This is a genomic window from Chloroflexus islandicus (assembly GCF_001650695.1).
In the GTDB taxonomy this organism is placed as follows: domain Bacteria; phylum Chloroflexota; class Chloroflexia; order Chloroflexales; family Chloroflexaceae; genus Chloroflexus; species Chloroflexus islandicus.
Genome location: NZ_LWQS01000071.1, coordinates 16,374 through 40,324 on the forward strand (window position 1 = coordinate 16,374; position 23,951 = coordinate 40,324).

The 23,951-nt window shown below is 59.4% G+C and carries 16 protein-coding genes; 11 read left to right on the forward strand and 5 right to left on the reverse strand.

Annotated elements, in window-relative coordinates; translation table 11 throughout:
* The first annotated feature begins 1,269 nt into the window (after positions 1-1,269).
* From A6A03_RS14085 to A6A03_RS14100, 4 genes are read left to right on the forward strand one after another with little or no spacing between them, the layout of a single operon-like run.
* The gene (locus A6A03_RS14085) at positions 1,270-3,261 is read left to right on the forward strand and encodes a M15 family metallopeptidase (protein ID WP_066789596.1); all 1,992 of its coding nucleotides are present in this window, start codon (positions 1,270-1,272) and stop codon (positions 3,259-3,261) included.
* Positions 3,262-3,276: 15 nt separating this feature from the next.
* The gene (locus A6A03_RS14090) at positions 3,277-4,035 is read left to right on the forward strand and encodes an SDR family NAD(P)-dependent oxidoreductase (protein ID WP_066789598.1); all 759 of its coding nucleotides are present in this window, start codon (positions 3,277-3,279) and stop codon (positions 4,033-4,035) included.
* 12 nt (positions 4,036-4,047) lie between these two features.
* Positions 4,048-4,701: a fructose-6-phosphate aldolase gene (fsa, locus tag A6A03_RS14095; protein WP_012615939.1), complete on the forward strand. Its 654-nt coding sequence runs from the start codon at positions 4,048-4,050 to the stop codon at positions 4,699-4,701.
* Positions 4,702-4,710: 9 nt separating this feature from the next.
* Positions 4,711-5,577, forward strand: a complete 867-nt coding sequence (locus A6A03_RS14100; RefSeq protein WP_066789600.1) for a nucleoside/nucleotide kinase family protein — start codon at positions 4,711-4,713, stop codon at positions 5,575-5,577.
* Between the two features lie 190 nt (positions 5,578-5,767).
* On the opposite strand, the gene A6A03_RS14105 is transcribed toward A6A03_RS14100, so the two are convergent.
* Complete coding sequence (locus A6A03_RS14105; RefSeq protein WP_066789602.1) at positions 5,768-8,077, reverse strand: transketolase-like TK C-terminal-containing protein; 2,310 nt, start codon at positions 8,075-8,077, stop codon at positions 5,768-5,770.
* Between the two features lie 362 nt (positions 8,078-8,439).
* Here A6A03_RS14105 and A6A03_RS14110 point away from each other — a divergent pair, with 362 nt between their 5' ends.
* Positions 8,440-10,251: a 5'-nucleotidase C-terminal domain-containing protein gene (locus tag A6A03_RS14110; RefSeq protein WP_066789604.1), complete on the forward strand. Its 1,812-nt coding sequence runs from the start codon at positions 8,440-8,442 to the stop codon at positions 10,249-10,251.
* A gap of 377 nt (positions 10,252-10,628) precedes the next feature.
* Here the strand turns inward: A6A03_RS14110 and A6A03_RS14115 are convergent, their stop codons facing one another.
* From A6A03_RS14115 to A6A03_RS14125, 3 genes are all read right to left on the reverse strand, one after another.
* The gene (locus A6A03_RS14115) at positions 10,629-11,369 is read right to left on the reverse strand and encodes a glucose 1-dehydrogenase (protein WP_066789606.1); all 741 of its coding nucleotides are present in this window, start codon (positions 11,367-11,369) and stop codon (positions 10,629-10,631) included.
* A gap of 140 nt (positions 11,370-11,509) precedes the next feature.
* Positions 11,510-12,616 (reverse strand): PHA/PHB synthase family protein, encoded by a 1,107-nt coding sequence (locus tag A6A03_RS14120; RefSeq protein ID WP_066789608.1) that lies wholly within the window; start codon positions 12,614-12,616, stop codon positions 11,510-11,512.
* Between the two features lie 12 nt (positions 12,617-12,628).
* Complete coding sequence (locus tag A6A03_RS14125) at positions 12,629-13,108, reverse strand: poly(R)-hydroxyalkanoic acid synthase subunit PhaE (protein ID WP_066789610.1); 480 nt, start codon at positions 13,106-13,108, stop codon at positions 12,629-12,631.
* Positions 13,109-13,284: 176 nt separating this feature from the next.
* Between A6A03_RS14125 and A6A03_RS14130 the strand changes: the two genes are divergently transcribed.
* The 5 genes from A6A03_RS14130 to A6A03_RS14150 all read left to right on the forward strand — a co-directional run bounded on the left by A6A03_RS14130 (position 13,285) and on the right by A6A03_RS14150 (position 21,322).
* Complete coding sequence (locus A6A03_RS14130) at positions 13,285-13,596, forward strand: autorepressor SdpR family transcription factor (RefSeq protein WP_066789612.1); 312 nt, start codon at positions 13,285-13,287, stop codon at positions 13,594-13,596.
* Positions 13,589-14,233, forward strand: a complete 645-nt coding sequence (locus A6A03_RS14135; protein ID WP_066789614.1) for an SdpI family protein — start codon at positions 13,589-13,591, stop codon at positions 14,231-14,233. The genes A6A03_RS14130 and A6A03_RS14135 overlap by 8 nt, the downstream gene beginning before the upstream one ends.
* Positions 14,234-14,251: 18 nt before the next feature.
* Positions 14,252-15,211, forward strand: a complete 960-nt coding sequence (locus A6A03_RS14140) for a CPBP family intramembrane glutamic endopeptidase (protein WP_066789616.1) — start codon at positions 14,252-14,254, stop codon at positions 15,209-15,211.
* Positions 15,212-15,500: 289 nt separating this feature from the next.
* The gene (locus tag A6A03_RS14145; protein WP_066789617.1) at positions 15,501-15,968 is read left to right on the forward strand and encodes a protealysin inhibitor emfourin; all 468 of its coding nucleotides are present in this window, start codon (positions 15,501-15,503) and stop codon (positions 15,966-15,968) included.
* A 35-nt stretch (positions 15,969-16,003) separates the two neighbouring features.
* Positions 16,004-21,322: a M4 family metallopeptidase gene (locus tag A6A03_RS14150; protein ID WP_066789618.1), complete on the forward strand. Its 5,319-nt coding sequence runs from the start codon at positions 16,004-16,006 to the stop codon at positions 21,320-21,322.
* Positions 21,323-21,382: 60 nt separating this feature from the next.
* Here A6A03_RS14150 and A6A03_RS14155 read toward each other — a convergent pair whose 3' ends face one another.
* A complete protein-coding gene (locus A6A03_RS14155) occupies positions 21,383-22,396 on the reverse strand; it encodes a mechanosensitive ion channel family protein (protein ID WP_066789793.1) in 1,014 nt (337 codons plus the stop codon).
* 295 nt (positions 22,397-22,691) lie between these two features.
* Here A6A03_RS14155 and A6A03_RS14160 point away from each other — a divergent pair, with 295 nt between their 5' ends.
* Entirely contained in the window at positions 22,692-23,930 is a 1,239-nt protein-coding gene (locus A6A03_RS14160; protein ID WP_066789621.1) for a DUF445 domain-containing protein, read from the forward strand.
* The last annotated feature ends 21 nt before the right edge of the window (positions 23,931-23,951 follow it).

The following is a 23,951-nucleotide window of genomic DNA, read 5'->3' on the forward strand; positions in this document are numbered from 1 at the left end:
GCCAATCTATGGAGCAGGCAATAGGGTTTTTATACTATGTTGCGAGTAGTCCCTTGTGCTATGTTCAACCGGCGGCGCGCGCTGAAGCGGGGGATTGCTGCGGTGTATAGGCCCGGCCCTGAAGGGCCGGGCTAGGCTTACGAAGCCGCTGCGCGGGCTAGCCCTCATCCCCCCGCCCCTTCTCCCACCTAACGGCGGGAGAAGGGGAATGTTTGTTTACCGCAGAGGGCGCGGAGGACGCAGAGGGGGATCCGCTCGGTGGGCGAGAGCAGTTTTGCTGAAGCAGCAGCTAGCAGCGTCCTGCTCCCGCGACGCGGGTCGGGGCCGGGGGTGCGGGTGATCCCCCTCCCCCAGCGGGGGAGGGGTAAGGGGTGGGGGCAAGCAATTGCGATACCACGACGCAGACGAGTTGGGAGGCGGTGCCATGCGATGAGTAGCAGCATGCCGCTCTCGTGGGGGATTGCTTCGCCTCGCGTCGCTCGGCTCGCAATGACAACCGGGGTGCGGGAGATTGCTTCGCCTCGCGTCGCTCGGCTCGCAATGACAACCGGGGTGCGGCCCGCAGCAGCGTCTCGCTCCCACGCCAGTGGGAGCGGGGATGGGGTGAGGGCATGGGGCCGAATAGCCACAAAGACACGCAAAAGACGCAACAATCGCCCGTTTTTGTGCCTCTTGTGTCTTTTCGCGGCTATTCCACCCGCGTAGTGGGCTGACCCTCATCCCCCCGCCCCTTCTCCCACCTAACGGCGGGAGAAGGGGAATGTTTGTTTACCGCAGAGGGCGCGGAGGACGCAGAGGGGGATCCGCTCGGTGGGCGAGAGCAGTTTTGCTGAAGCAGCAGCTAGCAGCGTCCTGCTCCCGCGACGCGGGTCGGGGCCGGGGGTGCGGGTGATCCCCCTCCGCCAGCGGGGGAGGGGTAAGGGGTGGGGGCAAGCAATTGCGATACCACGACGCAGACGAGTTGGGCAGCGGTGCCATGCGATGAGTAGCAGCATGCCGCTCTCGTGGGGGATTGCTTCGCCTCGCGTTGCTCGGCTCGCAATGACAACCGGGGTGCGGCACTTCCCAAACTCCTTCGCTCCCTCTGCGGAGCCGGACAGCCGTCCGGCTCTACGGCGCCTTTGCGTTAAGAGTCTCTGAGTCTTTGCTCGTGTTGCAACAGGGTCATCGGCCCTTATCCCCCGCGCTGTCTCCCTCGATGCGTTGCCTTCTCTACGGCACTGTGCTACGATGAGCCGAGAATATTTTTTAGCAATGATGGAGCGTGCCATGAGCAGCGCTGAGGTGCAGGCGATCACGGTGGGAAGACCGGATCGGGCGGGGAGGAGTCGCGAAGGCAGCCCGGTGGCGCTAGTGGTGGCAGTGGCTGACACGCAGCCTGCCGCGATGGCGCTAGCCGCCTACCAAAGCGCGGATGCGGCAATGTTGCCCCATTTCTACCTTGATCGGGATGGGGTATTGCATCAACTGGTCGCTACATCACGTGCCGGTTATGGGTTGGGCCGGGCAATTTGGCGGGGGCGAGTGCATCATCTCGACCGGGCGGCGGTGATTGTGAGTCTTGCAGCGCCGGCGCTGACCGATCTGAGCGAGGCGCAAGCCGCGGTGCTGGCTGATTGGTTGCCGGCGGTAGCCGAGCAACATGGCCTGTCGTTGGCTGATATTGGCATGCTGATTACCGATGCTCGCGGGAAGCGCCGGGTGCTACCGTATTTGCCGCCGGCGCCGCCAGTTGTTCCTGCTGATGAGTTCATTCTCGGCAGCGGCGTGCGCTCTCCCGAACAAGAGCTATGGGTGGGCTTGGCGACGGTGACATGGCGGCAACGCGGCGGCCAATTGCGGCTCAACCAAGCCTTTTCACTTCACTGGGGCAAGTTTGATCTCGGTGCGCCGCTGGCCCCTAACGAGCCGCCGCCAGTGGCGCTGGACGGCAAGACGTATAACTTTCAGGTCTTTGCTCGCGATACGATCTTTAATGAGGGGACGCAGTACGCTGCCGTGCAGAGTTTGGCCAATCTGCTGGGGCCGGACATCGGCGCAATTCCTGCCGGCGGGGTGAGCCGGGCCTTGATTGAGGCGAGCTATCGCAGTGCGTTGAAGGCGAGCGCGGCGCGCGCGCCGCTCGAGGGCAAGACCGAGTTTCGCGCCGATTGGCGCTTCCATTTTGTGGCGCTGCAAGCCAAACTTGGCCCGGCGCTGAGCGGGAATTACGTTACGGCTGACCGCGCGTTTGCGCTGCAAGTCTTTGCTGGCGACACCCTCTATACGCCGATGAGCCAGCAATCCGGTTGTTTCTTTCTCAGCTTAACCGACCCGGCTAGCCCGCAGTATGCCCAACTATGGGCCGAAACGTACAAAGTCGCCGGCGTGCCGTACAATCCTACCGATCCGTTTCACCAGCGGGCGTTGGAATTAAAGTTGGGTACGCCGCTGAGCGGGGTGGTGCGTGAGACGATCAATGGGACGGCCTACGAGCTACAGGTCTTTGCGTATGATACGTTGTACCGCGGGCCAGATGGCGTGTTACGCCGGATGAGCGAGCTGCCGCGTCCGGCTGAGGTACAGGCGTGGCAGCCACGTCCGGCGGCGGCCCCAGTGCAACCGGTCCAGCCACCAGCGCCGGCACCCGTTGCCCCGGCGCAACCGGCCCAGCCACCAGCGCCAGTGTCGTCAATTCTGAATGCGCCGGAGGTGGTGCGGGCCGGGCCGCCGCGTCGCGATCCGAATTGGCCGCCAATGCCCGATTTCAACATTCTGACTGACCGCAACGGCCAGCGCGAACGAATCTTGGGTAAAATCGAGTGGGTGCGCAAGAGCGGCGATGATATTACCATCACTAATGATTGGGTGGCGCAGAACCTGATCGAGGTGTCGATTCCGCAATTGGCCCGGTTCCGCAATACCAACGGCGGGCGGATCAAGTTTCACCGGGTGGCGGCTGACCAATTGCGCCGGTTGTGGCAGGCATGGGAAGATGCAGGACTCTTGCAGTTAGTGTTAACATTTGACGGTGCGTGGTGGCCGCGTACCATTCGTAGCAATCCAACCACGTTGAGTAACCATGCGTATGGCACGGCATTTGATATCAATGCACAGTGGAACGCATTCTACAAACCGGCGGCGCTGGTAGGCGATCGCGGCTCGGTGCGCGAGTTAGTGCCGATCGCGAACGCACTGGGGTTCTTCTGGGGCGGCCACTGGAATTACGATGGCAGAGGCGCCAGTGATGGCATGCATTTTGAATGGGCAGTTGCCCGCTGAGCAAAGGAGCAAGCAATGCAACTGAACGGTCTCGGTGTGTTGGTCACCGGCGGCGCATCGGGGTTGGGGGCGGCGACAGCCGAGCGGCTGGCGGGAGCCGGAGCACGGGTTACAATCGCCGATCTGAATACAGCAGCCGGTCTTGAGCTCGCCGAACGGATCGGCGGGCAGTTTGTGCGCACCGACGTAACCGATCCGGCGCAGTGTGCGGCGGCGGTGGCGGCGGCGACAAACGCTGGCAGCCTGCACGCACTGGTCTGCTGCGCCGGGATTGTGCTGGCCGAGCGGATGTTGGGGCGCGATGGCGTGCATGACCCGGCCCGTTTCAAGCGGGTGATCGAGGTCAACTTGATTGGCACGTTTCAGATGATGCTCTACGCGGCGCAGGTGATGGCGAACAATCAGCCGAACGATGAGGGCGAGCGCGGGGTGATTGTGAACACGGCCTCGATCGCTGCCTTCGATGGTCAAATCGGGCAAGTGGCGTATGCGGCCTCGAAGGCGGGGGTCGTGGGCATGGGCTTGCCGGCGGCGCGCGAATTGGCTAGGTTTGGCATCCGGGTGATGACAATCGCGCCGGGCATTTTCGATACAGCGATGATGGCCAGCTTGCCGGCAGCGGCACGCGAATCGCTCGGCGCACAGGTGCCCTTCCCCTCGCGGCTAGGCCGTCCGGCGGAGTATGCCGCGCTGGTGCAGCATATTATCGAAAATCCGATGTTGAATGGCGAAGTAATCCGGCTTGATGGCGCAATTCGCATGGCGCCCAAATAGAGGAGGAACACTATGCAGATCTATCTCGATACGGCGAATCTGGCCGAAATTCGGGAAGCGGCCAGTTGGGGCATTCTTAGCGGGGTGACGACCAACCCGACCTTGATTGCGCGTGAGCGCGGCGCTGATTTCAAAGCCATCATTACCGAGATTGCCGAACTGGTGGATGGCCCGATCAGCGCCGAGACCATCTCGCTCGATGCTGAGGGGATGGTGCGCGAGGGCATCGAATACGCTTCGTGGCACCCGAATGTGATTATCAAGGTGCCGAGCACCACCGAGGGCTTGCGCGCGGTGAGCCAGTTGGCTAAGCACGGCATCCGCTGCAACGTCACGCTCTGCTTCAACTCGGTGCAGGCGCTGTTGGCGGCGCGGGCCGGTGCGTTTATCATCAGCCCCTTCGTCGGGCGGGTGGATGATACTGGTGTTGATGGTATGGCGCTCATTCGCGAGATTGCCGGCATCTATCGCCAAGATCGCGAGATTACGACTAAGATTCTGGCGGCTTCAATCCGCCATCCGCGCCACATTGTCGAAGCGGCGCTGGCGGGGGCTGATATTGCGACCTGCCCGTTCAAGGTGTTGCAGCAGGCGATGCGCCATCCGTTGACCGATCGCGGCATCGAGCAATTTTTGGCCGATTGGAAATCGCGTTCGGCTTCATGAGAAGAGGTTATGGACGACCGACCCCTGATGCTTGGTCTGATTGGCGCGAGCGGCGCTGGCAAGACGACCCTAACCCGCGGGATTATTCGTCTGCTAGGGGCGCAGGGGGTGACGCCGATCAGTCTCGATGATTATCTGCGCTACAGCCGGGCCGAACGGGCAGCGCTCGGCTTGACCGACGCTGATCCGGCGGCGACCGACCTTGAGCGCATGGCGGCTGATCTGGCGGCATTGCGCCGGTGCCAAACCATCGATAAGCCGGTGTACGATCACGTGGCCGGTGCGCTGCGCGGCAGTGAACGGGTTGCGCCGACCGGTCTGGTGATTGCGTATGGCGCGCTTACCCTCACCCCGCCGGTGCAAGCTGAGCTGTTTGACTTGACCGTTTATCTTGATCCGCATCCTGACCTGTACCGGCGCTGGCGTGAAGAACGGGATGTCAAACAGCGCGGCTATACGGTCGAACAGGTGCGCGCGGCGTGGCCGGCCCGCGAGCGTGACATCCAGCGCTACATCGCGCCCCAGCGCCCGTTGGCGGATGTGGTGTTGCGCTTTGGGCCGGGAACGGATGGGCTTGACGTGCAGATGTCGTTGCGGCGGCGCGCTTTGGCTTTTGACGTGGCAAGCGTGGCGCAGCCGGCAGAGAGCGCGGCAGCGATACGGATCCGTTCGGTACCGGCGGATGAAGATGGCTTGCCGGCAGTGTTGGTTTCGGCAACCAATGATCCTGCGCTGCATCGGGTCAGTGATGCCTTGCGCGCGCGGTTGCCGGTGCGCGGGCAGGTAGCGGCGGGTGAAGAGCCGCCATCTGCGCCGGCCACGCTGACGTTTGCCCAGACCTTGATTGCAACGTTGTTGTTGCAGGGGCGGGGGTAGATGACGTTACCGCAGAGAGCGCAGAGGGCGCGGAGGAGGAGGTTGGCGCACGGGGGTGGCGCCTATGACCGCTACCCTCGCACCGATGGGGTGTTAGACCATAGGTTTTTACCGCCGAGGACGCGGAGGACGCAGAGGCAAAAGGCGTTGGCAAGCAACCGAGCGTCTTACCTCTGCGCCCCCTGCGGTGTTAATCCACTAGCTCAAACGCCGCTTCCGCGATTGATAGCGGATCAAGCCCAAACGCGCGATAGAGATCATCACGCGCACCTGATTGGCCAAACCGGTCAACGCCGAGGGCGCGGAGCGGCGCGCCGTAGATCGAACCGAGCCATGCCAGCGCGTGCGAAGCGGCATCGTGGACGGTCACGATCGGCGCGTTGCGTTCGCTGGGCGGGATGAGCCAGCTCACATCGCTACCCTGTTTCCATTGCTCGTACACCCGGCGGGCGCTGGTGAGGTTGATCACATTCACCGCCACCCCTTCGCGGCGCAGATAGTGAGCCGCCGCAACCGCTTCAGGCACTAAGGCGCCGCTGGTGATGATCTGCACCACCGGCGCATGCGGATGATCGTGGTAATCGGCGCGGTCAATCAGCCGGTAGCCGCCGCGCAACACTTGCCGGCGCAGCTCATCAGCGCCGAGCCGGTCGAGGGCCGGTTGGAGCAAGCTCTGGTCGATTGGGCGGGTCGAGAGGCGTAGATAGCTGGCCGAACCATTGGGATCGATACAGAGCCGGAGCGCCTCGCGTAGCAGCCACGCCGTTTCAAGGGCGAAACACGGCTCGAAACTCGCCAGATTGGGCAACTCGATCCCCAATGAGGCTGTGACCGATGACTGGTGCGCGCCGCCTTCGGGCGATAGCGTAATGCCGCTGGGAGTGCCAACGACAATAAATCGCGCTCCTGAATAGAGGCCGTAGATAAACGCATCGAGGCCGCGGCAGACAAACGGATCGTAGACCGTGCCGATCGGAATGAGCGGTTCGCCGATCAGATCAGCCGCCAACCCAAACATCCCCAGCAGCATAAAGAGGTTCATCTCAGAGATGCCCAGCTCGATATGCTGCCCACCCGGCCAGCGCCGCCAGCGCAACATGCGATAGGCTTCGGTCTCAAAATCCGGCTCTTCGTGGCGGGCAAACACCCCAGTCTTGTTGATCCAGCCGGCCAAATTGGTCGAAACCGACACATCCGGCGACGCGGTCACGATCCGTTCGCGCAGACCGGCAATATCGGCGACGCGCACCAGAAAGCGGCCAAAGGTATCTTGGGTGCTAACCATACCGCTGGCCGGCACGGCAATCTCGGCGGGCAGGGGAATGGTCACGGCAGGCGCAGCGTGATCGGGTACGCCATACAGACGGGCCGCGGCGGCGGCGCAGAGCTGGCCGCCGGGTGAATCGGGCGGCAGCCGATCCCACTCGTGGCCGGGAGCGATGCCGAACTGTTCGCGCAGTGCCTCGATCTGTTCGGGTGTGAGCAGCATCGAGTGATTGAGCGGATTGCCGGCGATGGGCAGACCCCAACCCTTAATCGTATAGGCAAAGATAATCGTTGGCCGGCGCGGTTCGGCATCGGCGGCGGCAAGCGTCTTGAGCAATTCGATCACATCGTGGCCGCCGAGATTGGCCAGCGTCGCCGGCAACTCCTCATCGGGAACGGTGGCGAGCAGGCGGGCAAGCCGCTCGTCGCCGTTGATCAGGCGAGGGCGCAAGTCGGGGCCGGGCAAACGGATGAGCGCCTGATACTCCTCGTTACTCATCTCGTCGATGCGGGCGCGCAGTGCATCGCCGCCGGGTTGGGCGAAGAGGGTTTGCAGGCGGCAGCCGTACTTTGCTTCCAACACCCGCCAGCCGCTCTCGGCAAAGAGCCGTTTGAGGTGCGCGGCGCGGATGCCGGGCACCACCCGGTCGAGACTCTGCCGGTTCAGATCGACGATCCAGAGCAAATTATCGAGATCGGCGAGCGCCGGATCGATCACCGCTTCCCAGACGTTGCCCTCATCGAGTTCGGCATCGCCGACGAGCGCGATAAAGCGTTGGGTGGCGGGCCGGTTGAAATGAGAGGCGGCGTATTGGGCGCTGAGGGCGGCAAAGGCTGGCGCCACCGCGCCAAGACCGACCGAGCCGGTGGAAAAATCGGGCGGGTCAGGGTCTTTGGTGCGCGAAGGGTAGGCTTGCAGACCGCCAAACGCGCGCAGTTGGGTGAGATAGCGTACATCGAGCCGGCCCAGCAAATATTGCAGCGCGTGATAGACCGGCGAAGCGTGCGGTTTCACCGACACCCGATCACCGGGACGCAAATAGTGCAGGTAGAGCGTGGTCATGATCGTGACCATCGACGCTGAAGACGCCTGATGACCTCCTACCTTCACCCCGTCGGGATTAGGGCGCACGTGGTTGGCGTGATGAATCATCAGCGTCGCTAACCAGAGCACGCGCTGTTGCACCTCTTCGATCGCGCTGATCAGCGCGGGCGTTGGCTCAGTGCGGGGCATACATCGCTCCTTATTGGTCGCTTAGGCAGGGACACTCGTATTATACCTGACAATAGAGTGGAATGCGGCAGTGAAGCTATCGCAATTCATCAGTCTGCCATCATCACAATAGCGTGCGGTTGCATCAAGAAATGATTAAGCGTGCTTGAACAATCGATTAATTGCATCAGAGCAGGCAAAAAAGCGCCCTGATTTACTTGCCAAAACGCTCCATCTACGGTACTATGCGCATGCCCATTCTAGTTCAACGTTGGTTTGCACCTTGATGCTTGCACGCTCGATGAGGCCAACCGGATTGCCATCATGAAAGGCAACGCGGTCTGGTTGTGGTTGTTCGCGACTTGAAACGGAGAGCATGCCTTATGGAGAAGATCTCACGCCGGCGGTTTCTCAAGGGGACGGTCGCTCTGGGGGCGGGGGCGCTGCTCGCAATTTACAGCGACGGTAGCTTCCGGCTGGCATTGGCGCAGGAAAATCCTGCCTTCCGCATGCGGATTCTGCACACGAATGATCACCATGCCCGGATTGAACCGGTGTTTAACGGCAACACGCCGGTTCATGGCGGTGTTTCGCGCCGCAAAGCATTGATCGACAAGATCCGCCGCGAGACGGCAATGCCCACCTTGTTGGTCGATGCTGGCGATGTCTTCCAAGGAACGCTCTATTTCAACCAGTACAACGGCATGGCCGACCTCGAGTTCTACAATGTGATGGGGTATGAGGCGATGGCCGTTGGCAATCACGAGTTTGACAAAGGGCCGCAGGCGCTGGTTGATTTCATCACGCGGGCTAAATTCCCGGTGTTGAGCGCGAATATTGCGGTTGCCGCCGGCAACCCGCTGGCCGGTCTGATCAAGCCGCGCACGATCATTGAGAAAGATGGCCGAAAGATCGGCATCTTCAGCTTGACCCCGGAAGATACCGGCGTGCTCTCGAACGCCGGCCCCGGCATTACCTTTACTTCGGCGATCGAAGCGGCGCGCCAACAGGTAGCGGCGCTGAAGGCTGAAGGCGTTTTCACCATCATTGCGTTGACCCATGTGGGGATCGATGTTGATCGCCGGATTGCGCGCGAAGTAGGCGGGATGAGCATGATCATCGGCGGCCACTCGCACACGCCGATGGCGCCGATGAACAATGTGCGCACGCCTCCCTACCCCGAACTGATCGCCGGGCCAGATGGCAAGCCGGTGGTGGTCGTTACCGACTGGGAGTGGGGGCGCTGGTTGGGTGATATGACGGTGGCCTTTAACGCTGCCGGCACGGTGATCGACTTGCAGGGCAACCCGACTGAGGTGCTGCCATCGCTGCCGGCAGATCAGGGGTTTGAGAACCGGATTGCGGTCTTCAAGGGCCCGATCGAGCAATTGCGCGCGCGGGTGGTTGGTTCGGCAGCGGTCGATCTCGATGGCAGTCGCACCAATATTCGCTCGCGTGAGACGAATCTCGGCAATTTGGTGGCCGAGGCTATGCTGGCTAAGGCACGTAGTGCGGGGGCGACACTGGCGATCACCAACGGCGGCGGCATTCGGGCATCGATCCCGGCGGGGCCGGTGACGGTTGGCCAGATTCTGGAGGTGCTGCCGTTCGGTAATACGCTGGCGCTGGTGACATTGACCGGCGCGCAGGTGATCGAGGCGCTCAACAACGGCGTCAGCCAAGTTGAGAGCGGCGCGGGCCGCTTCCCGCAGATTGCCGGCTTCCGCTTCACCTACGATCCGTCATTGCCGGCGGCCAGCCGGGTGACGAGCGTGACCGTCGGCGGCGCGCCGATCGATCAAAACGCTAGCTACGTGGTCGTCACCAACAACTTTATGCTGACCGGCGGCGATGGCTACAGCGTCTTCACCCGCGGGCGTAATCAGGTTGATACCGGCTTCATTTTGGCTGATGTCGTTGAAGAGTACATTGCCGCCAATTCGCCGGTCAATCCGGCGGTTGATGGCCGGATCGCGGTTGGCGCCGCACCGGCCCAGCCGGCGGCTCCGGCGCAGCCTGCTCCGTCCCAACCGACTCCGGCAACCTTGCCCAACACTGGTGGCGCGCTGACGCCGCTGGCGTGGCTGGCCGGGTTGGGTGCGGCGGCGCTGGCCGGTGGCGCCGCATTGCAGCGCAGCGCGGTGGCGGAAGAGTCGGAAACTGCCGAGACCGAAGTGGCTGCGGTCGAGAAGTAGGTTACTCGCTTGGCCCGCTCCCTTCCCTTGCCCTGCGGGGGAAGGGAAGGGATATAGAGCTGTAAACCTCGCTGGTCGTAAGGAATAGCCACAAAAAGACACAAAAGACACAAAAAGCCGCTTAGTGTCCAGAACAGCAGAGACGGCCAACGGGCCGTCTCTGTTGTATGCTGCCGGCTTACTGTGTTACATTTACAATTCCAACCCGCCATCAACCGGCAGCGCCTCGCCGGGATATGGCTGTCAACCTCGCTGGTGGCTAGGAATAGCCACGAAAAGACCCAAAAGGCACAAAAAGCCGCTCAGCGTCCAGATCAGCAGAGACGGCCCGCCGGGCCGTCTCTGTGGTGTTCTGCCAGCTTGGCCGGCTGGTGGCGTTACAATTCCAAGCCGCCATCAACCGGCAATACCTCGCCGGTGATAAAGCTCGACTCATCGGAAGCGAGGAAGAGGTAGGCGTACGCCATATCTTCGGAGGTGCCCAAGCGGCGGAGCGGCGTGCGGCCCTTGAACTCATCGAGCACCTTTTCGGGCACGTGCGCGATCATCTCGGTCTGGGTAAAGCCGGGAGCGACGGCGTTCACGCGGACACCGCTCGGCCCAAACTCGCGGGCCCACGTCTTGGTCATCCCGATCACGCCGGCCTTCGAGGCGACATAATTGGTCTGGCCGAAATTACCATTGAAAGCGACGATCGAGGCGGCGTTAATAATCGAGCCTTTGCCCTTTTCGAGCATAATTGGCGCGACATACTTGGTGCAGAGCCAAACACCCTTCAGATTGACATTAATCACCGCGTCGAACTGCTCTTCGGTCATCTTGATCATGCGCGCATCGCGAGTGATACCGGCATTATTGACCAAGATATCAACAGTGCCGGCCCACTCTACTACTCCTTTGACCATTGCTTCCACCGAAGCGGCCTGCCCGACATTCACCACAAACGCTTTGGCCTCGCCGCCGGCTTCGACGATCGCATTTGCCGTCGCGGTCGCGGCCTCTTCGTTAATATCGGCTACTGCAACCTTTGCGCCCTCCTTGCCGAACAGCAATGCCGTAGCGCGACCAATACCCTGCCCGCCGCCGGTAATGATCGCCACTTTTCCGCTCAGACGCATAGCCTTCTCCTTCCAGTCTTACAACTAGACCAAGCGTAGCAAACGCTGGTCATCGTGAAATTGAGACAACAAGAGGCCAAGGCATCGCCGTCTCTAAAACGACGATGCCAATCGCCAAACGAATGTACCGATCGGGAATGCTAGTTGCTACGTTCGCTCAGCCACGCTTCCATCAGCGGCCATGCGCGCTTGCTTGCGCCGCTGCCGACCATAATCCCGATATGGCCGCCCTTCAGTTCGATCAGCTTCTTATCCTTGCTGCCGACCCGATCCATGATCGAGCGTGACTGGCAATTGGGCACGATGTGATCCTTATCGGCAATCACATTGAGCAGGTTGGCCTTGATGTTGGCGAGATCGACGATGCGACCTTCCATCATCAGCTTATTTTCCATGAGCCGGTTCTCACGGAAGAACTCGACCACCCACTGGCGGAACGCGGCGCCGGGGAAATCGACGTTATCGGTCACCCATGTATTCATCGCCAGCCATGCCTCGACCACCGCCGGATTGTCGAGGTTATCCCACAGCTTGAGGTAGGTGCCGATATAGTTCTCGACCGGCTTGAGCATCTTATTCCCGTACTCGATCACGGTCGAGGGCACATTGCCAAACTGGCGCACCAGCTCATCGACATTGTAGTACTCGGTATTGAGCCAGCGGCTGAAGGTGCTGCCCTCTTTGTCGCTGAAGTCAATCGGCGCGGTCAGCAAGATCAGGTTGCGCAAGCCATCATCGGGGCGCATCGCGGCATAGATAGTGACAATGGTAGCGCCGATGCACCAGCCGAGCATCGTAAACTCACGCTTCTTGCTATGGCGCTGCATTGCGCGCACGGCGCGGGGCAGGAACTTGAGCGAGAAATCCTCGAAGTCGTAGCCGGCGTCTTCGGGGCCGGGGGTGCCCCAATCGAGCAGATAGACCTCGTAGCCGTGGTGAAGCAAATACTCGACGAAGCTATTGCCGGGGCGCAGGTCGAAGATATACGGCCGGTTGATCAACGCAAACACCAGTAGGATCGGCACCGCCTTGCGCTGTTCCGGGGGCACCTGCGGATAATAGTGGTAGAGGCGCATCTTATTGAGCGCCCAAATCTGTTCCTTCGGCGTCTGACCGACAGCCACCTTAATGCGATTGGTCGCAAGGCGAGCAGCCATATCGCTGCTCTTGGTGGTGCGTTCAATCTCTTTCAACAACTGCTCGGTCATCCGCTCGAGATCGATCGGCGCGGCATCTGAACTAGTCATGGTCAAACACTCCTACTCTTTCTCTTCGGTTGTCGCCTTACGGGCACGAGCAGCCGGGCGGGAGGCGGCAATGGCGTTCAGTTGCGCTTCGATCGCGCTGAGCCGGTCGCCGATAAAGCTGACATCAGCCGGCACCGGCGCGCCAGCCGCGGCCAGTTGGCGCACGAGATCGGTCAATTCATCGAGTTGCACTTGCATATCGTCAAGCCGGAACTCGATGTTGGTCAGCCGGCTGGCCAACGATACCACCTCGCTGCGCGACGGCATCTGGGCTTGGGCCAGATACCGTTCCATATACTGCTGAACTGCCTGTTGGACTGGGCCGGAGACAGCGAGCAGCGCGTCGAGTTGCGCGCCAATCGCCTGCGAGAAGGTTTCCGTGTTGACCATTGCGGTCAGGCTCTTCGCCCATGCGTCGAGGCTGGCGTCACGCCATGCCCGCCACGTACCAATCGGGTCGTTTGGGTCGAAGCCATTCGGAGGCTGAGTCATTGCCAATCTCCTTTGACGGCGCGCCATCAAGGCGCGTTGAGATGCGCGGTTCTTTCCATAGGGTAGTAAACGTAGTTACAGCATGGTTACATATAGTATACATTTGCTCTTGACATGATGCGGTGAAGCTATCTATACTAAGGGTTGAGAGTATTTAGAAGATTGGCTAACTATCTATGGAACAAGCCATCACCCGCACGCTTCACGCCTTATCGGATCCGACCCGGCGGGCGATTCTCCAGATGCTGAACGAGCGCGACATGACGGCGGGCGAGATTGCGGCACGGTTTGCGATCTCGGCCCCGAGCGTATCGCACCATCTGAGTGTGCTCAAGGCGGCGGATTTGGTGACTGCTGAGCGGCATGGCCAGCACATGATCTATCGCCTGAATGCAACCGTGTTACAAGAGGTGTTGAGTCTTGTAATGGATCTGTTTAAGGTTGGCGCAGACGCCGATACGCAACGAAAGGAGGGCGGCCATGCGTAATCTGCGGTTTATGATTGTCATCACGGCGCTGATGTGGGTGTTTGGCGCAGTGATGCTGCCCTTCATCCCTGATCCGGCGCCAATTCACTGGAATGCTGCCGGTGAGGTTGATGGCTATGGCAGCTCGTGGTTTGTCGCCTTCTTCCCGCCGGCGATCGCTACATTGATGGCCGCGCTCGCGCCGCTCTTGCCGCGGATCGATCCGCGTGGGCAGGGGTATGTTGCCTTTTCCCGCACGTATGCACTGATTATGAACAGTGTCATCCTGTTCTTTGCTGCAATGCATCTGATTACGGTTGGGGTGGCAGTGGGATGGCCGATCAGCGTGCCACGGCTGATCAGCATTGGGGCGGCGCTGCTGATTGCGGTGTTGGGGAATGAGTTAGGGCGGGTGACGCCAAACTACTTTGTCGGCATTCGCACGCCGTGGACGCTGGCCGACCCGGAGGTGTGGCGGATCACGCACCGGGTGGGTGCGCGCTTGTTCGTGGCCGGCGGCTTGGCGTCGGCGCTGGTCAGCCTGTTCGTGCCGGAAGAGTGGTTGTTTGTGACCAGTTTTCCGTTGATCATTGTGCCGGTGTTGGCGACTATCCCGTATTCGTACATTGTGTGGCGGCGGCTGCACCGGGCCGGCTAGCCGCGAAAGGAAACCCTGATGGCTACGCTGAATTGGCGTGGGTTAGGCTGGTTTGTTGGTTTAAGCGTGGGTTTGGCGTGGCTATGCTGCGCGCCATTGTGGCTGAGCGAGGCCGGATTGGCCAATCCGCTGGCGTTGCCGCTGATGCTGGCGATGATGTTCACGCCGGCATTGGCGACGTTGATCGTGACGCGCTGGATTAGCCCGCCGCCGGAAGGAATCGTGAAAGCGACCGGACTAGGGATCGGCAAAGGCCGGCGCTGGGGTTGGTACTGGCTGTTTGCGTGGACGGTACCCGGCCTGATCATGGTGGTATCACCATTTTTCAGCGCATTGTTCGGCGTCTACGATCTCGACCTGTCATTGTCGGGATTCCGCGCCTTGCTCAACGCAGCGGGTGCGGGTGAAGCGCTGGCCAATATTTCGTTATGGCCGATTGTGATTGCGCAACTAGGAGTGGCATTGGTCGCCGGGCCATTGCTCAACGCGGCGCCAGTATTTGGCGAAGAGTGGGGCTGGCGGGGCTACCTGTTGCCGCAGTTATTGCCGCTCGGCCAGTGGCCGGCGATGATTATCAGCGGCGTGATTTGGGGGGTGTGGCACGCGCCGATCATCTTGCTCGGCTACAACTACCCGACCAATCCGGCGCTTGGCGTAGTGATGATGACGGTGTTCTGCGTGTTGGTAGGCATCATACTGGGCTGGACGCGGCTGGCGACGGGGAGCGTCTGGCCGGCGGTGATCGGGCATGGCAGCATCAACGCCTTCGGTGGCGCAATTGCGCTGTTTGCCCGCGAAGGGGCGACAGTTGACACGATCTGGGCGACCGCACTGGGCATTACCGGTTGGCCGCTCTGGGTGGCGGTGATCGCGATCCTTGTGCTGAGCCGGCAGTTGCCGGTGGCCGATCCGCCGGACGCCCAACAATTGCATAGCACGCCAACGGGTCACGCAGCGGTTCGAGTGTCGCTCCAATGAACGATTGTCAGATTTGTTACGCACGGTGTTGCTCGATCTGGTGGTGTATTTGTGTAATTGCGGGAGCGTCTAAACACGCTCCCGCCCTTTGTTTAAAGATGAAAGATTTTTAACTTTGTAGATTTTTGAATTTTTGTGAATATAATAACTTTTTGGTTTAGAAAAAGTTTAGAAACTAATAATAAATCGGTGTTTTACTTTGAATATTGACAAGACAATCCTTTGAGTGATATAATAAAATCGTTAATTATAAACTTTTACTAATTATGAAAAAGTTAAGAGTTGTAAAATGATATGGCAGCAGAGTTCGTTCCTGCCAAACGTATGCCAGCTCCATCGTCACTGGTTTCTCTTCATCGCCCTCATTGTGTGGGTGGCAGGCAGCGTTGCGTGTGGCACATCAGTGGCGAGACCTGCCACTATTCTCTTTGAACGGAGTGGCGGTTTGGCCGGGCTTGATGATCGTTTGACGATCGATCTCACCACTGGCACGGCTCAACTCCAGCGGCGCAAAGAGGTGCTAACGACCACATTAAGCGCCGAGCAACGTTCACGTCTCGCCACTCTCATCGCGGCGCTTGATCTCGCCAATCTCGCGGCGACGCCGGCGTCTCCACACCAATGCTGTGATTTCCTAAGCTATCGAATTCAAATCGACGCCATAACCATTCAAACGACCGATGCCGATTTGCCAGCTTCGTTGCAGCCCCTTGTGACAGAGTTGAATGCGATCATTACCGGCCTCCATACACGGTAGATTGCGAGCTTGTCCGTACCAGAAAGGGGTGGGGTATGCGAAGGCGATGGCTCTTAACTTGGTCATGGTTAACGGTGACCGTACTGATCGTTTGGCAAGCAGCCGCTATCTTGGCGATTGCGCCGGCGGCGCACGGAGCGCCGTTGGCAGAACAACCGCAGCGGGTCTTTGTCGATGCAGTCATAGCGCCGCATCCGGCTCTTGCTGGAGCGCTCCCAAGTGTGCTGGCGGATGATCCTAAGGCAGTAGCGCTTGACTTTCTCCGCGGGCCGGGTGCGAGCTTGGTCGCGACGGCCAATGATCTCAACTGGGTGCCATTGCGCAGTGAGCAAGTTGATAATGTGACGGTGGTGCGGGTAGCGCAGTACAAAGGCGCAGTGCCGATCTGGGGCGCAGATCTGGCGTTGCAGGTTGCTGGCAATACGGTGCGCAGCCTAAGCGGCGCTTTTGTGCCAAGTGTGGCGGCTGACACTAAGCCGGCGCTCAATCTTGATGAGGCGGTGAAGATTGCCACGTTGGCGTTGCAGAATAATCCGCCGCGCCACGACGATGAAGAACTGGTGGTGCTGGCGGAAGCATTTGCCAAACCACGGCTCGATGAGCATGAGTTGGTTTTCTTCAACCCGGCGCTCTTTGAGCTGGGTGACAGCGCCACGGCGCTCGCCTACCGGTTAGTGCTCACTGCGCCAGACGAAAGTGCGAGCGCGACAGTGGTGGTTGATGCGCTGACCGGCAAGGTTTGGCTGAGCTTCTCGAACTACCATAGCGGGAAGAATCGGATTATACGCGATGCCAACGGTGTAAACACGACTGGCGGTACAACCTGCTACACTGAAAGCGGGCCGTCCGGCACAGTCCATCCTGATTGTACGGCAGCGTTTACCAACACCGGCCTTACGTACGATTATTTCTTCAACACCTTTGGCCGTGACAGCTTCGATAACGCCGGTGCAGCGATGATCGCGGTCGTGCGGTATGGCACAGTGGCGAATGCTTTCTGGAATGGCTACGTTACAGCATTTGGCCCCGGTTTTGCGACGCGCGATGTGGTTGCGCACGAGTGGTCGCACGCTGTTACCCAATACACGGCCGATCTGATCTACAACGGCCAATCGGGTGCGTTGAACGAGTCGTTTTCTGATGTGTTTGGCGCGATGGTCGATCGCGATGACTGGTTAATGGGTGAAGACACACCGATTGGCGCGTTGCGGAGCATGGCTAATCCGCCAGCTTACAGCCAACCTGATCGAGTGGGTAACTATGTTTGCACCACGAGCGATAACGGCGGTGTGCATATCAACAGCGGCATTCCCAACAAGATTGCCTATCTGATGTCTGACGGCGGAACGTTCAATGGGCGCACTGTGACGGCCATTGGACGTAACGCGACCGAACGGATCTTTTACCGGGCGCTCACTGCCTATCTCACATCGTCGGCCACGTTTGCCGATATGTACAACGCATTGCTCGCTGCAGCCGGAGCATTGTATGGCACGTCATCAACGCAGTATCAAAGTACGTTAAACGCAGCGCAGGCAGTTGAGTTGAATGTGTTGCCATCGTGTGGCGGCACGGCGACGCCTGATAGCTACGAGCCAGACAACAGCGCGTCAACAGCCAAGCCGATTACAGTAAATGGTTCGGCGCAGAGCCACAATTTCCACGTCGCCGGTGATCAAGACTGGGTGACATTCACTGCGGTGAGTGGGAATACCTATATCATTCAGACTAGCGGCTTGCAAAGCAACGCCGATACCGTGTTGGCGTTGTTCGGCAACAACGGCACGTTGCTGCTGGCGCAGAATGATGACTATGGCGGCACATTCGCTTCACGGATCAGTTGGTTAGCCACTGCTAGCGGGCCGTTGCATGTGCGCGTCACCAATTTTGCCAATCGGGGTGGTGTTAACACCGGCTACAACCTCACGGTTACCTCTGATCCATCGTCAACGACGCCTGATGCCTACGAACCTGATAACACACTAAGTACGGCGAAACCCATCACGATCGGCGGCGCAGCTCAGCGCCACAATTTCCACGTAGCCGGAGATCAAGACTGGGTGCGCTTTAGCGCCACAGCCGGCAGCACCTACGTTATCGAGACGCTTAACCTCGGCCCAGCGTCTGATACGGTGCTTGAGTTGTACGATGGCAGTGGCAACCGGCTAGCGCAGAATGATGACTATGGCGGCACATACGCCTCGCGGATCCAGTGGTATACGCCGAGTGCAGCTAATCTCTTCGTCAAAGTACGCCATTACAGATCATCTGCGTATGGCGCCGCTACAGTCTATGATCTGCGGGTAACGCTGATCCCGTCGCCGGTGGGTGATAGTTATGAGCCAGACAACTCACTTGGCGCGGCGAAGCCGATTACCGTCAATGGCGCGGCGCAGACCCATACGTTCCATATTGCCGGCGATCAAGACTGGGTCTACTTCGATACTGTTGCCAGCAGCGCATCCTATGTGATCGAGACGTTCAACCTCGCAGCCGGTAATGACACTGTGCTTGAGCTGTACAATAGCAGCGGCGCTTTGCTAGCCTATAATGACGATTATAGCGGTTTAGCGTCGCGGATCGGTTTTACGACCAGCAGCGCGCAACGGTTCTTTGTGAAGGTGCGGCATTACAGTAGCAGTGCCGGTCACAGCGGTCTACGCTATGATATTCGAGTCACTGGGGTGCCGGCAACCACGCCAGATTCGTTCGAGCCGGACAATACGGCGGCCACGGCGCGGGCCATCACGCCGGGGACGCTCGATGCACCAAATGTCACCCGCCATAACTTCCACGTGGCCGGTGATCAAGACTGGGTGCGCATCACAACGACCGCCGGCAATTTCTACCTCTTCGAGACGGCGAATTTAGACGATCGGGCCGACACGGTTATTACGCTGTTTGAGCCAAACGGCACAACAGTTATTGCTGAGAATGACGACGGCGGCGGCGGCTGGGCTTCGCGTTTGACATGGTATGCGCCTGCCAGTGACACGTATTATTTGCGGGTGCGCCATTACAGTAGCGGTGTGGGCGGTGAACGCACTGGCTACGATTTGCGGATCGGCGCCTATGGCACCCCGGCAACGCCTGATGCTTACGAACCGGACAATACGCTGGCGACGGCAAAACCGATCAGCGTTGGTGGGTCGCAGCAACACAACTTCCACGCGGTTGGCGATCAAGACTGGGTGTATTTCGATGCTGTCAATGGGATCGAATATACCCTGACCACGAGCCATCTGGGTACGAGGTCTGATACGGTGCTCGAGCTGTACAATAGCAGCGGCAGCTTACTCGCCTACAACGACGATTATAGCGGTTTAGCGTCGCGGATTATCTGGACGGCCACGGCAAACGGGCGATTCTTCGTCAAAGTGCGCCAGTACAATAGTACCATCTACGGGGCCAATACCGATTATCGCCTGAACTTGGCAAGCGCTGCGCCTGATGCCTATGAGCCGGACAACACGCTTGCCACGGCGCGCCCAATCACGGTGAATGGCGCGGCGCAAACGCATACGTTCCATGTGGCTGGTGATCAAGACTGGATCTTCTTTGGCGCCACAGCAGGCTATAGCTACCGAATTGAGACGCTCAATCTGGCGTCGTGCAGTGATACCGTCCTTGAGCTGTACAACAGCAGCGGAGCGTTGCTGGCGTACAACGATGACGGCGGCGGCGGTTGGGCATCGCGGATTGATTGGGTTGCACCAAGCAGCGCCAATTTCTACGTCAAGGTTCGCCATTACAGTTCGGCTGCGTATGGCTCCTGCACCGCTTACGATGTGCGGGTAACGAGCAGTGGCATAGTAGGAGATGCCTACGAGCCGGATAATACGCTGAGCACGGCGAAGCCAATAATCGTCAACAGTGCGGCGCAACGGCGCAACTTCCACATTGCTGGCGATCAAGATTGGGTCTATTTTGACGTGAACGCCGGTAATCGCTACGTCATGCGGACATTTAATCTAGGGTCGTGCAGCGATACGGTGCTCGAACTGTACAACTCAGGCGGTGTATTGCTGGCACAGAATGATGACGGCGGCGGCGGATTAGCCTCACGCATTGACTACACTGCTCCGGCCAACGCGCGGCTCTACCTGAAGGTGCGTCACTACAACCCATATACGAGTGGCGCATGCACCCAATACGATCTTGAGGTCACTAGTACCTCGCTGAACCCTGACGCTTACGAGCCTGACGATACGATGGCGCAAGCACGCAGCTTCACCGTCAACGGCGCCGGCCAAGACCATAACTTCCATAGCACAACGGATGTGGACTGGATGGTCTTTACTGCTGCCGGTGGTTCAACCTACACCATCTACACCTACAACTTGGGCGCTGAAGCTGATACCGTCCTTGAGCTGTACAACAGCAGCGGTACGTTGCTGACTTACAACGATGACGGCGGCGGCGGTTGGGCTTCGCGAATCGTGTGGACGGCGCCATCCAGTGGCCCCTTCTTCGTCAAGAGCCGGCCATACGGATCAACTGGCGGGTTGCCTACTGCGACCTATTCATTCCGCATCGTTATTGGCGGTACGCTCAGTGATGCAGAACTGGCCGGCCATTTGCCAGTGTCGCTGATCACGGTGCAGAACGAAGCGGTGAACGGCGATCAGTTGCGGTTGGTTGGGATCACGGTTGATGTCGTGCCGCAACCGGGGCAAGAGTTTACCACTCTCGTCCAAGCGGTGGGCCGGGCTGCGAGCTACAAGCTGGTGGTGACGCCGAAGAGCGATTTGGTCGAATTGTTAGCGATTGAGCCGCTCGATCCGGCTGGGCAACCGCTGGCTGAAGGCGCGTGGATGGCGCAGGAAGTGGGTCGTGGTGATCTGTCCGTGACCACCGGGTGGCAATCCGATCAGCCAGCTACGCTCTTGCGGTTGCGCTGGCGGCTGCGGGCGACGCTTGCCGAAAAACAACTCCTGCTGCCGGTGCAAGTGCTCGCCACCGATGGCAACGGCGTCTTCTGGCAGAGCAGCGCGCAAGTGGCGGTGCCAACCGTGGCTAGCTCGGCCAAGATAGACACAGTTGATCCGGCGATGGTCACGATCTCGTCGACTGCTACGCTCTCCCTCCGCGTGATTGGGCTGGAAGGCGAGCTGCCCAAGGCATATCTGGTTGACCTCAACGGCCAGAACGAGCAACAGTTCGCCGCTATCGCGTATGCGCCGGGTTCAGCGGATACGCTCATTGCCTCGTTTGATCCATCGTTCAAGCCGGGCCTTTATAAGGTACGGCTCGACCTGTCGAACGGCAGCCAGCTCTTTTCAGAGACGGTGGTGCGCCTGCTCGCACCGGGTGAGCGGGTATATACCGTGTACGTGCCGGCGACTTCGCGGTAGCCTGTCCTTGCCGGTTGAGGTAAGCAATGCAAGGCGGAGCAGACACCTGCTCCGCCATTGTTATGGATTGCTCCGCACATGCACGATCTGGGCCGGCAGGGAAATCCCCTCGATGCGCAATCGTTCGTGCAGCCGCTTAATCATTTCATGGCGCAAGAGAAACTGGTCGGCAAAGCTCTGACCGCGCAGCACGACAGTAAAGCGGACACTTGCGGTATCCATCGCATTGAACCGTACCAATGGCTCAAAGGTGGAGACGCTGCCGGGAGTTTCAGCCAGCACTGTGCGGGCTACCTCAAGCACAAGTTCTTCAGTGCGTGCAAGATCAGCATTAGAGCCAACCGAAAAATCAACCAACACCGCTAGTTCTGGTTCGGGCCGGCTGAAGTTGGTCACAATCTGCGTAATCATCTGCGAGTTAGGAATAATAATGATATTGTTTGCCAACTGTCTGATATACGTGTCAGACCAGCGAATATCGGTGACAATGCCTTCTTCGCCGGTAGAGAGGCGGATGAAATCGCCGGGCCGCACCCGGTTAGAAGCGATAATTTGCACGCCGGCAAAGAAATTGGCCAGCGGTTCGCGCAAGGCCAACGTCAGGCCGAGGCTCGAACCGGCGATCACGGTTAGCAATGGCCCTAGCGGGACGCCATAGCTGACGAGGAGGGTGCCGCCGATGGCTAATGCCCCCAAACCACGCAGTAGATTGTTGATTAGCGAGATGTTTCCAATCTGGCGATGGCGCAGATAGGTGTCGATCAGATTAATGATCAGCCGTACCACAAAGACGGTGATCGCCAATACAACGGCAAGATCGAACGCCGGTTGCCAAGCAGCTAGCGTGGCAGTATCGATGAACGGGCCAGAGAAGAAGCGCAGTGTAAACACCAGCGACCAGAAGGTAAACTGGCCGCCAAGCGCAATTGCGATCGACTCGATCACGATCCGGTGGCGGGCATTGGCCCACCGCCGCACGCGCGGACGCACCAGCCAGTCGAGGATCAGGCCGGCCAACAACGTGAATGCGATCAGGGCAATTGTTGCAGTGTCATTGATTTCAGTTGTCATCATAGCCGTATTATACGTGATGAGTTGGCAACCGAAGGTTAGCGCGTGACGGGCCAGCGTCCACAACGCCGAAACTATGCGCTGGCCGGGTGTTGCTTGCGTGGCAGCGCAATGCCCGCATACGTTCGTGATAGACTACTGATACACATGCGCTATGAGCAGGTGTTGCACGGTTGATGATGAACATTGAGCGGAATAGAAAAATGACTCGCAGCGTTCATGGATGCGTTAGCCAATAGCATATTACTATAGTATCCATTGTTCGATGGTCATAGACCGTATTGCCAAAGGTATGTTCATGGACGATCAACAACGCCTTTATGACCTCCGCCGCATGCAAACGCTCGCCACCGGTCTATTAGTCTTGGCCGGCATCGTCTTTGTGCTGGCGAGCATCTGGCGTGATGCCGCGCCGTGGGTGCCGTTTGTGCGCGCCTTTGCCGAAGCGGCCATGGTTGGCGCATTTGCCGACTGGTTCGCTGTTACCGCCCTCTTTCGCCACCCGTTAGGCTTGCCGATTCCGCATACCGCGATTGTGCCGGCGCGCAAAGCCAACATTGCGGCTGGCTTTGGCCGGTTTATCGAAACCAACTTTCTCAACCCCGATCAGATTATTGCGTGGATCCGGCGGCATGATCCGGTAAGCCGGCTCGCCCATTGGCTACGCGATCCGAAGCGGGGGGAACAGGTGGCCGATGTGGCGGTCGAGGCGTTGGGCGGATTATTACGTGTGGTTGACGATGATGATGTCAGCCAAGCGTTGGCGCGTGGCCTTAGTCAGCGCTTGGAGACGATCCCGGCGGCGCCGCTGGCCGGACGATTGCTTGGCGTTTTGGTAGCTGGCGGACGCCAGCGCGATGCGTTGATGCAGTTGGTAAACTTACTGGCCGAGGTGATTGCCAGTAACGAAAAGGAAATCCGCCGCCGCATCGCCGGTGAGTTGCCGGCATGGGTGCCGCGGATTGTCGATCAACGCATCTACGAGCGGTTGTTGGAAGGGATTCAACGGCTGTTACGCGAATTGCGTGAAGACCCCGACCATCCGCTCTACCAGCAGTTTACCGCCTTGATCGATCGCTGGATCGTTGATCTGCAATTCGATCCGCAGGTGCAACAACAAGGCGAGGCATTGAAGCGCGAGGTACTGGCGCATCCGGTGGTGCGCGAGCTGGCGCAAGCGAGCTGGCGTGATCTCAAGCTCACCTTGCTGAGCCAGAGCGTCTCTCCCTCGTCACCGCTGCGCCGCTCGATAACTGAGGCTATCGCGCGATTTGCCGATCTGCTCGAGCACGATCCCGAATGGCGTGCGAAGGTCGAACACTGGCTGGCAGCAGCCGTGGCTGCATTGGTGCGCCGGTACGGGCACGCGATCGGCGAGTTTGTGACGCAGACGGTCAATGGGTGGGACACGGCGGAAGTGACGCGCAAGATCGAGTTGCAGTTTGGGCGTGATCTGCAATTTATCCGCATTAATGGTACTATTGTAGGTGGATTGGTAGGATTGATGATTTACAGCGTGTCGTTGCTGTTTACCTAAACGAGCGATGGCGCTCGGCGC

Excerpts from the sequence above, each read along its gene's own strand:
- A6A03_RS14085 (WP_066789596.1), top strand. The coding sequence starts at position 1,270 with ATGAGCAGCGCTGAGGTGCAGGCGATCACGGTGGGAAGACCGGATCGG.
- A6A03_RS14090 (WP_066789598.1), top strand. The coding sequence starts at position 3,277 with ATGCAACTGAACGGTCTCGGTGTGTTGGTCACCGGCGGCGCATCGGGG.
- fsa (WP_012615939.1), top strand. The coding sequence starts at position 4,048 with ATGCAGATCTATCTCGATACGGCGAATCTGGCCGAAATTCGGGAAGCG.
- A6A03_RS14100 (WP_066789600.1), top strand. The coding sequence starts at position 4,711 with ATGGACGACCGACCCCTGATGCTTGGTCTGATTGGCGCGAGCGGCGCT.
- A6A03_RS14105 (WP_066789602.1), bottom strand. The coding sequence starts at position 8,077 with ATGCCCCGCACTGAGCCAACGCCCGCGCTGATCAGCGCGATCGAAGAG.
- A6A03_RS14110 (WP_066789604.1), top strand. The coding sequence starts at position 8,440 with ATGGAGAAGATCTCACGCCGGCGGTTTCTCAAGGGGACGGTCGCTCTG.
- A6A03_RS14115 (WP_066789606.1), bottom strand. The coding sequence starts at position 11,369 with ATGCGTCTGAGCGGAAAAGTGGCGATCATTACCGGCGGCGGGCAGGGT.
- A6A03_RS14120 (WP_066789608.1), bottom strand. The coding sequence starts at position 12,616 with ATGACTAGTTCAGATGCCGCGCCGATCGATCTCGAGCGGATGACCGAG.
- A6A03_RS14125 (WP_066789610.1), bottom strand. The coding sequence starts at position 13,108 with ATGACTCAGCCTCCGAATGGCTTCGACCCAAACGACCCGATTGGTACG.
- A6A03_RS14130 (WP_066789612.1), top strand. The coding sequence starts at position 13,285 with ATGGAACAAGCCATCACCCGCACGCTTCACGCCTTATCGGATCCGACC.
- A6A03_RS14135 (WP_066789614.1), top strand. The coding sequence starts at position 13,589 with ATGCGTAATCTGCGGTTTATGATTGTCATCACGGCGCTGATGTGGGTG.
- A6A03_RS14140 (WP_066789616.1), top strand. The coding sequence starts at position 14,252 with ATGGCTACGCTGAATTGGCGTGGGTTAGGCTGGTTTGTTGGTTTAAGC.
- A6A03_RS14145 (WP_066789617.1), top strand. The coding sequence starts at position 15,501 with ATGATATGGCAGCAGAGTTCGTTCCTGCCAAACGTATGCCAGCTCCAT.
- A6A03_RS14150 (WP_066789618.1), top strand. The coding sequence starts at position 16,004 with ATGCGAAGGCGATGGCTCTTAACTTGGTCATGGTTAACGGTGACCGTA.
- A6A03_RS14155 (WP_066789793.1), bottom strand. The coding sequence starts at position 22,396 with ATGATGACAACTGAAATCAATGACACTGCAACAATTGCCCTGATCGCA.
- A6A03_RS14160 (WP_066789621.1), top strand. The coding sequence starts at position 22,692 with ATGGACGATCAACAACGCCTTTATGACCTCCGCCGCATGCAAACGCTC.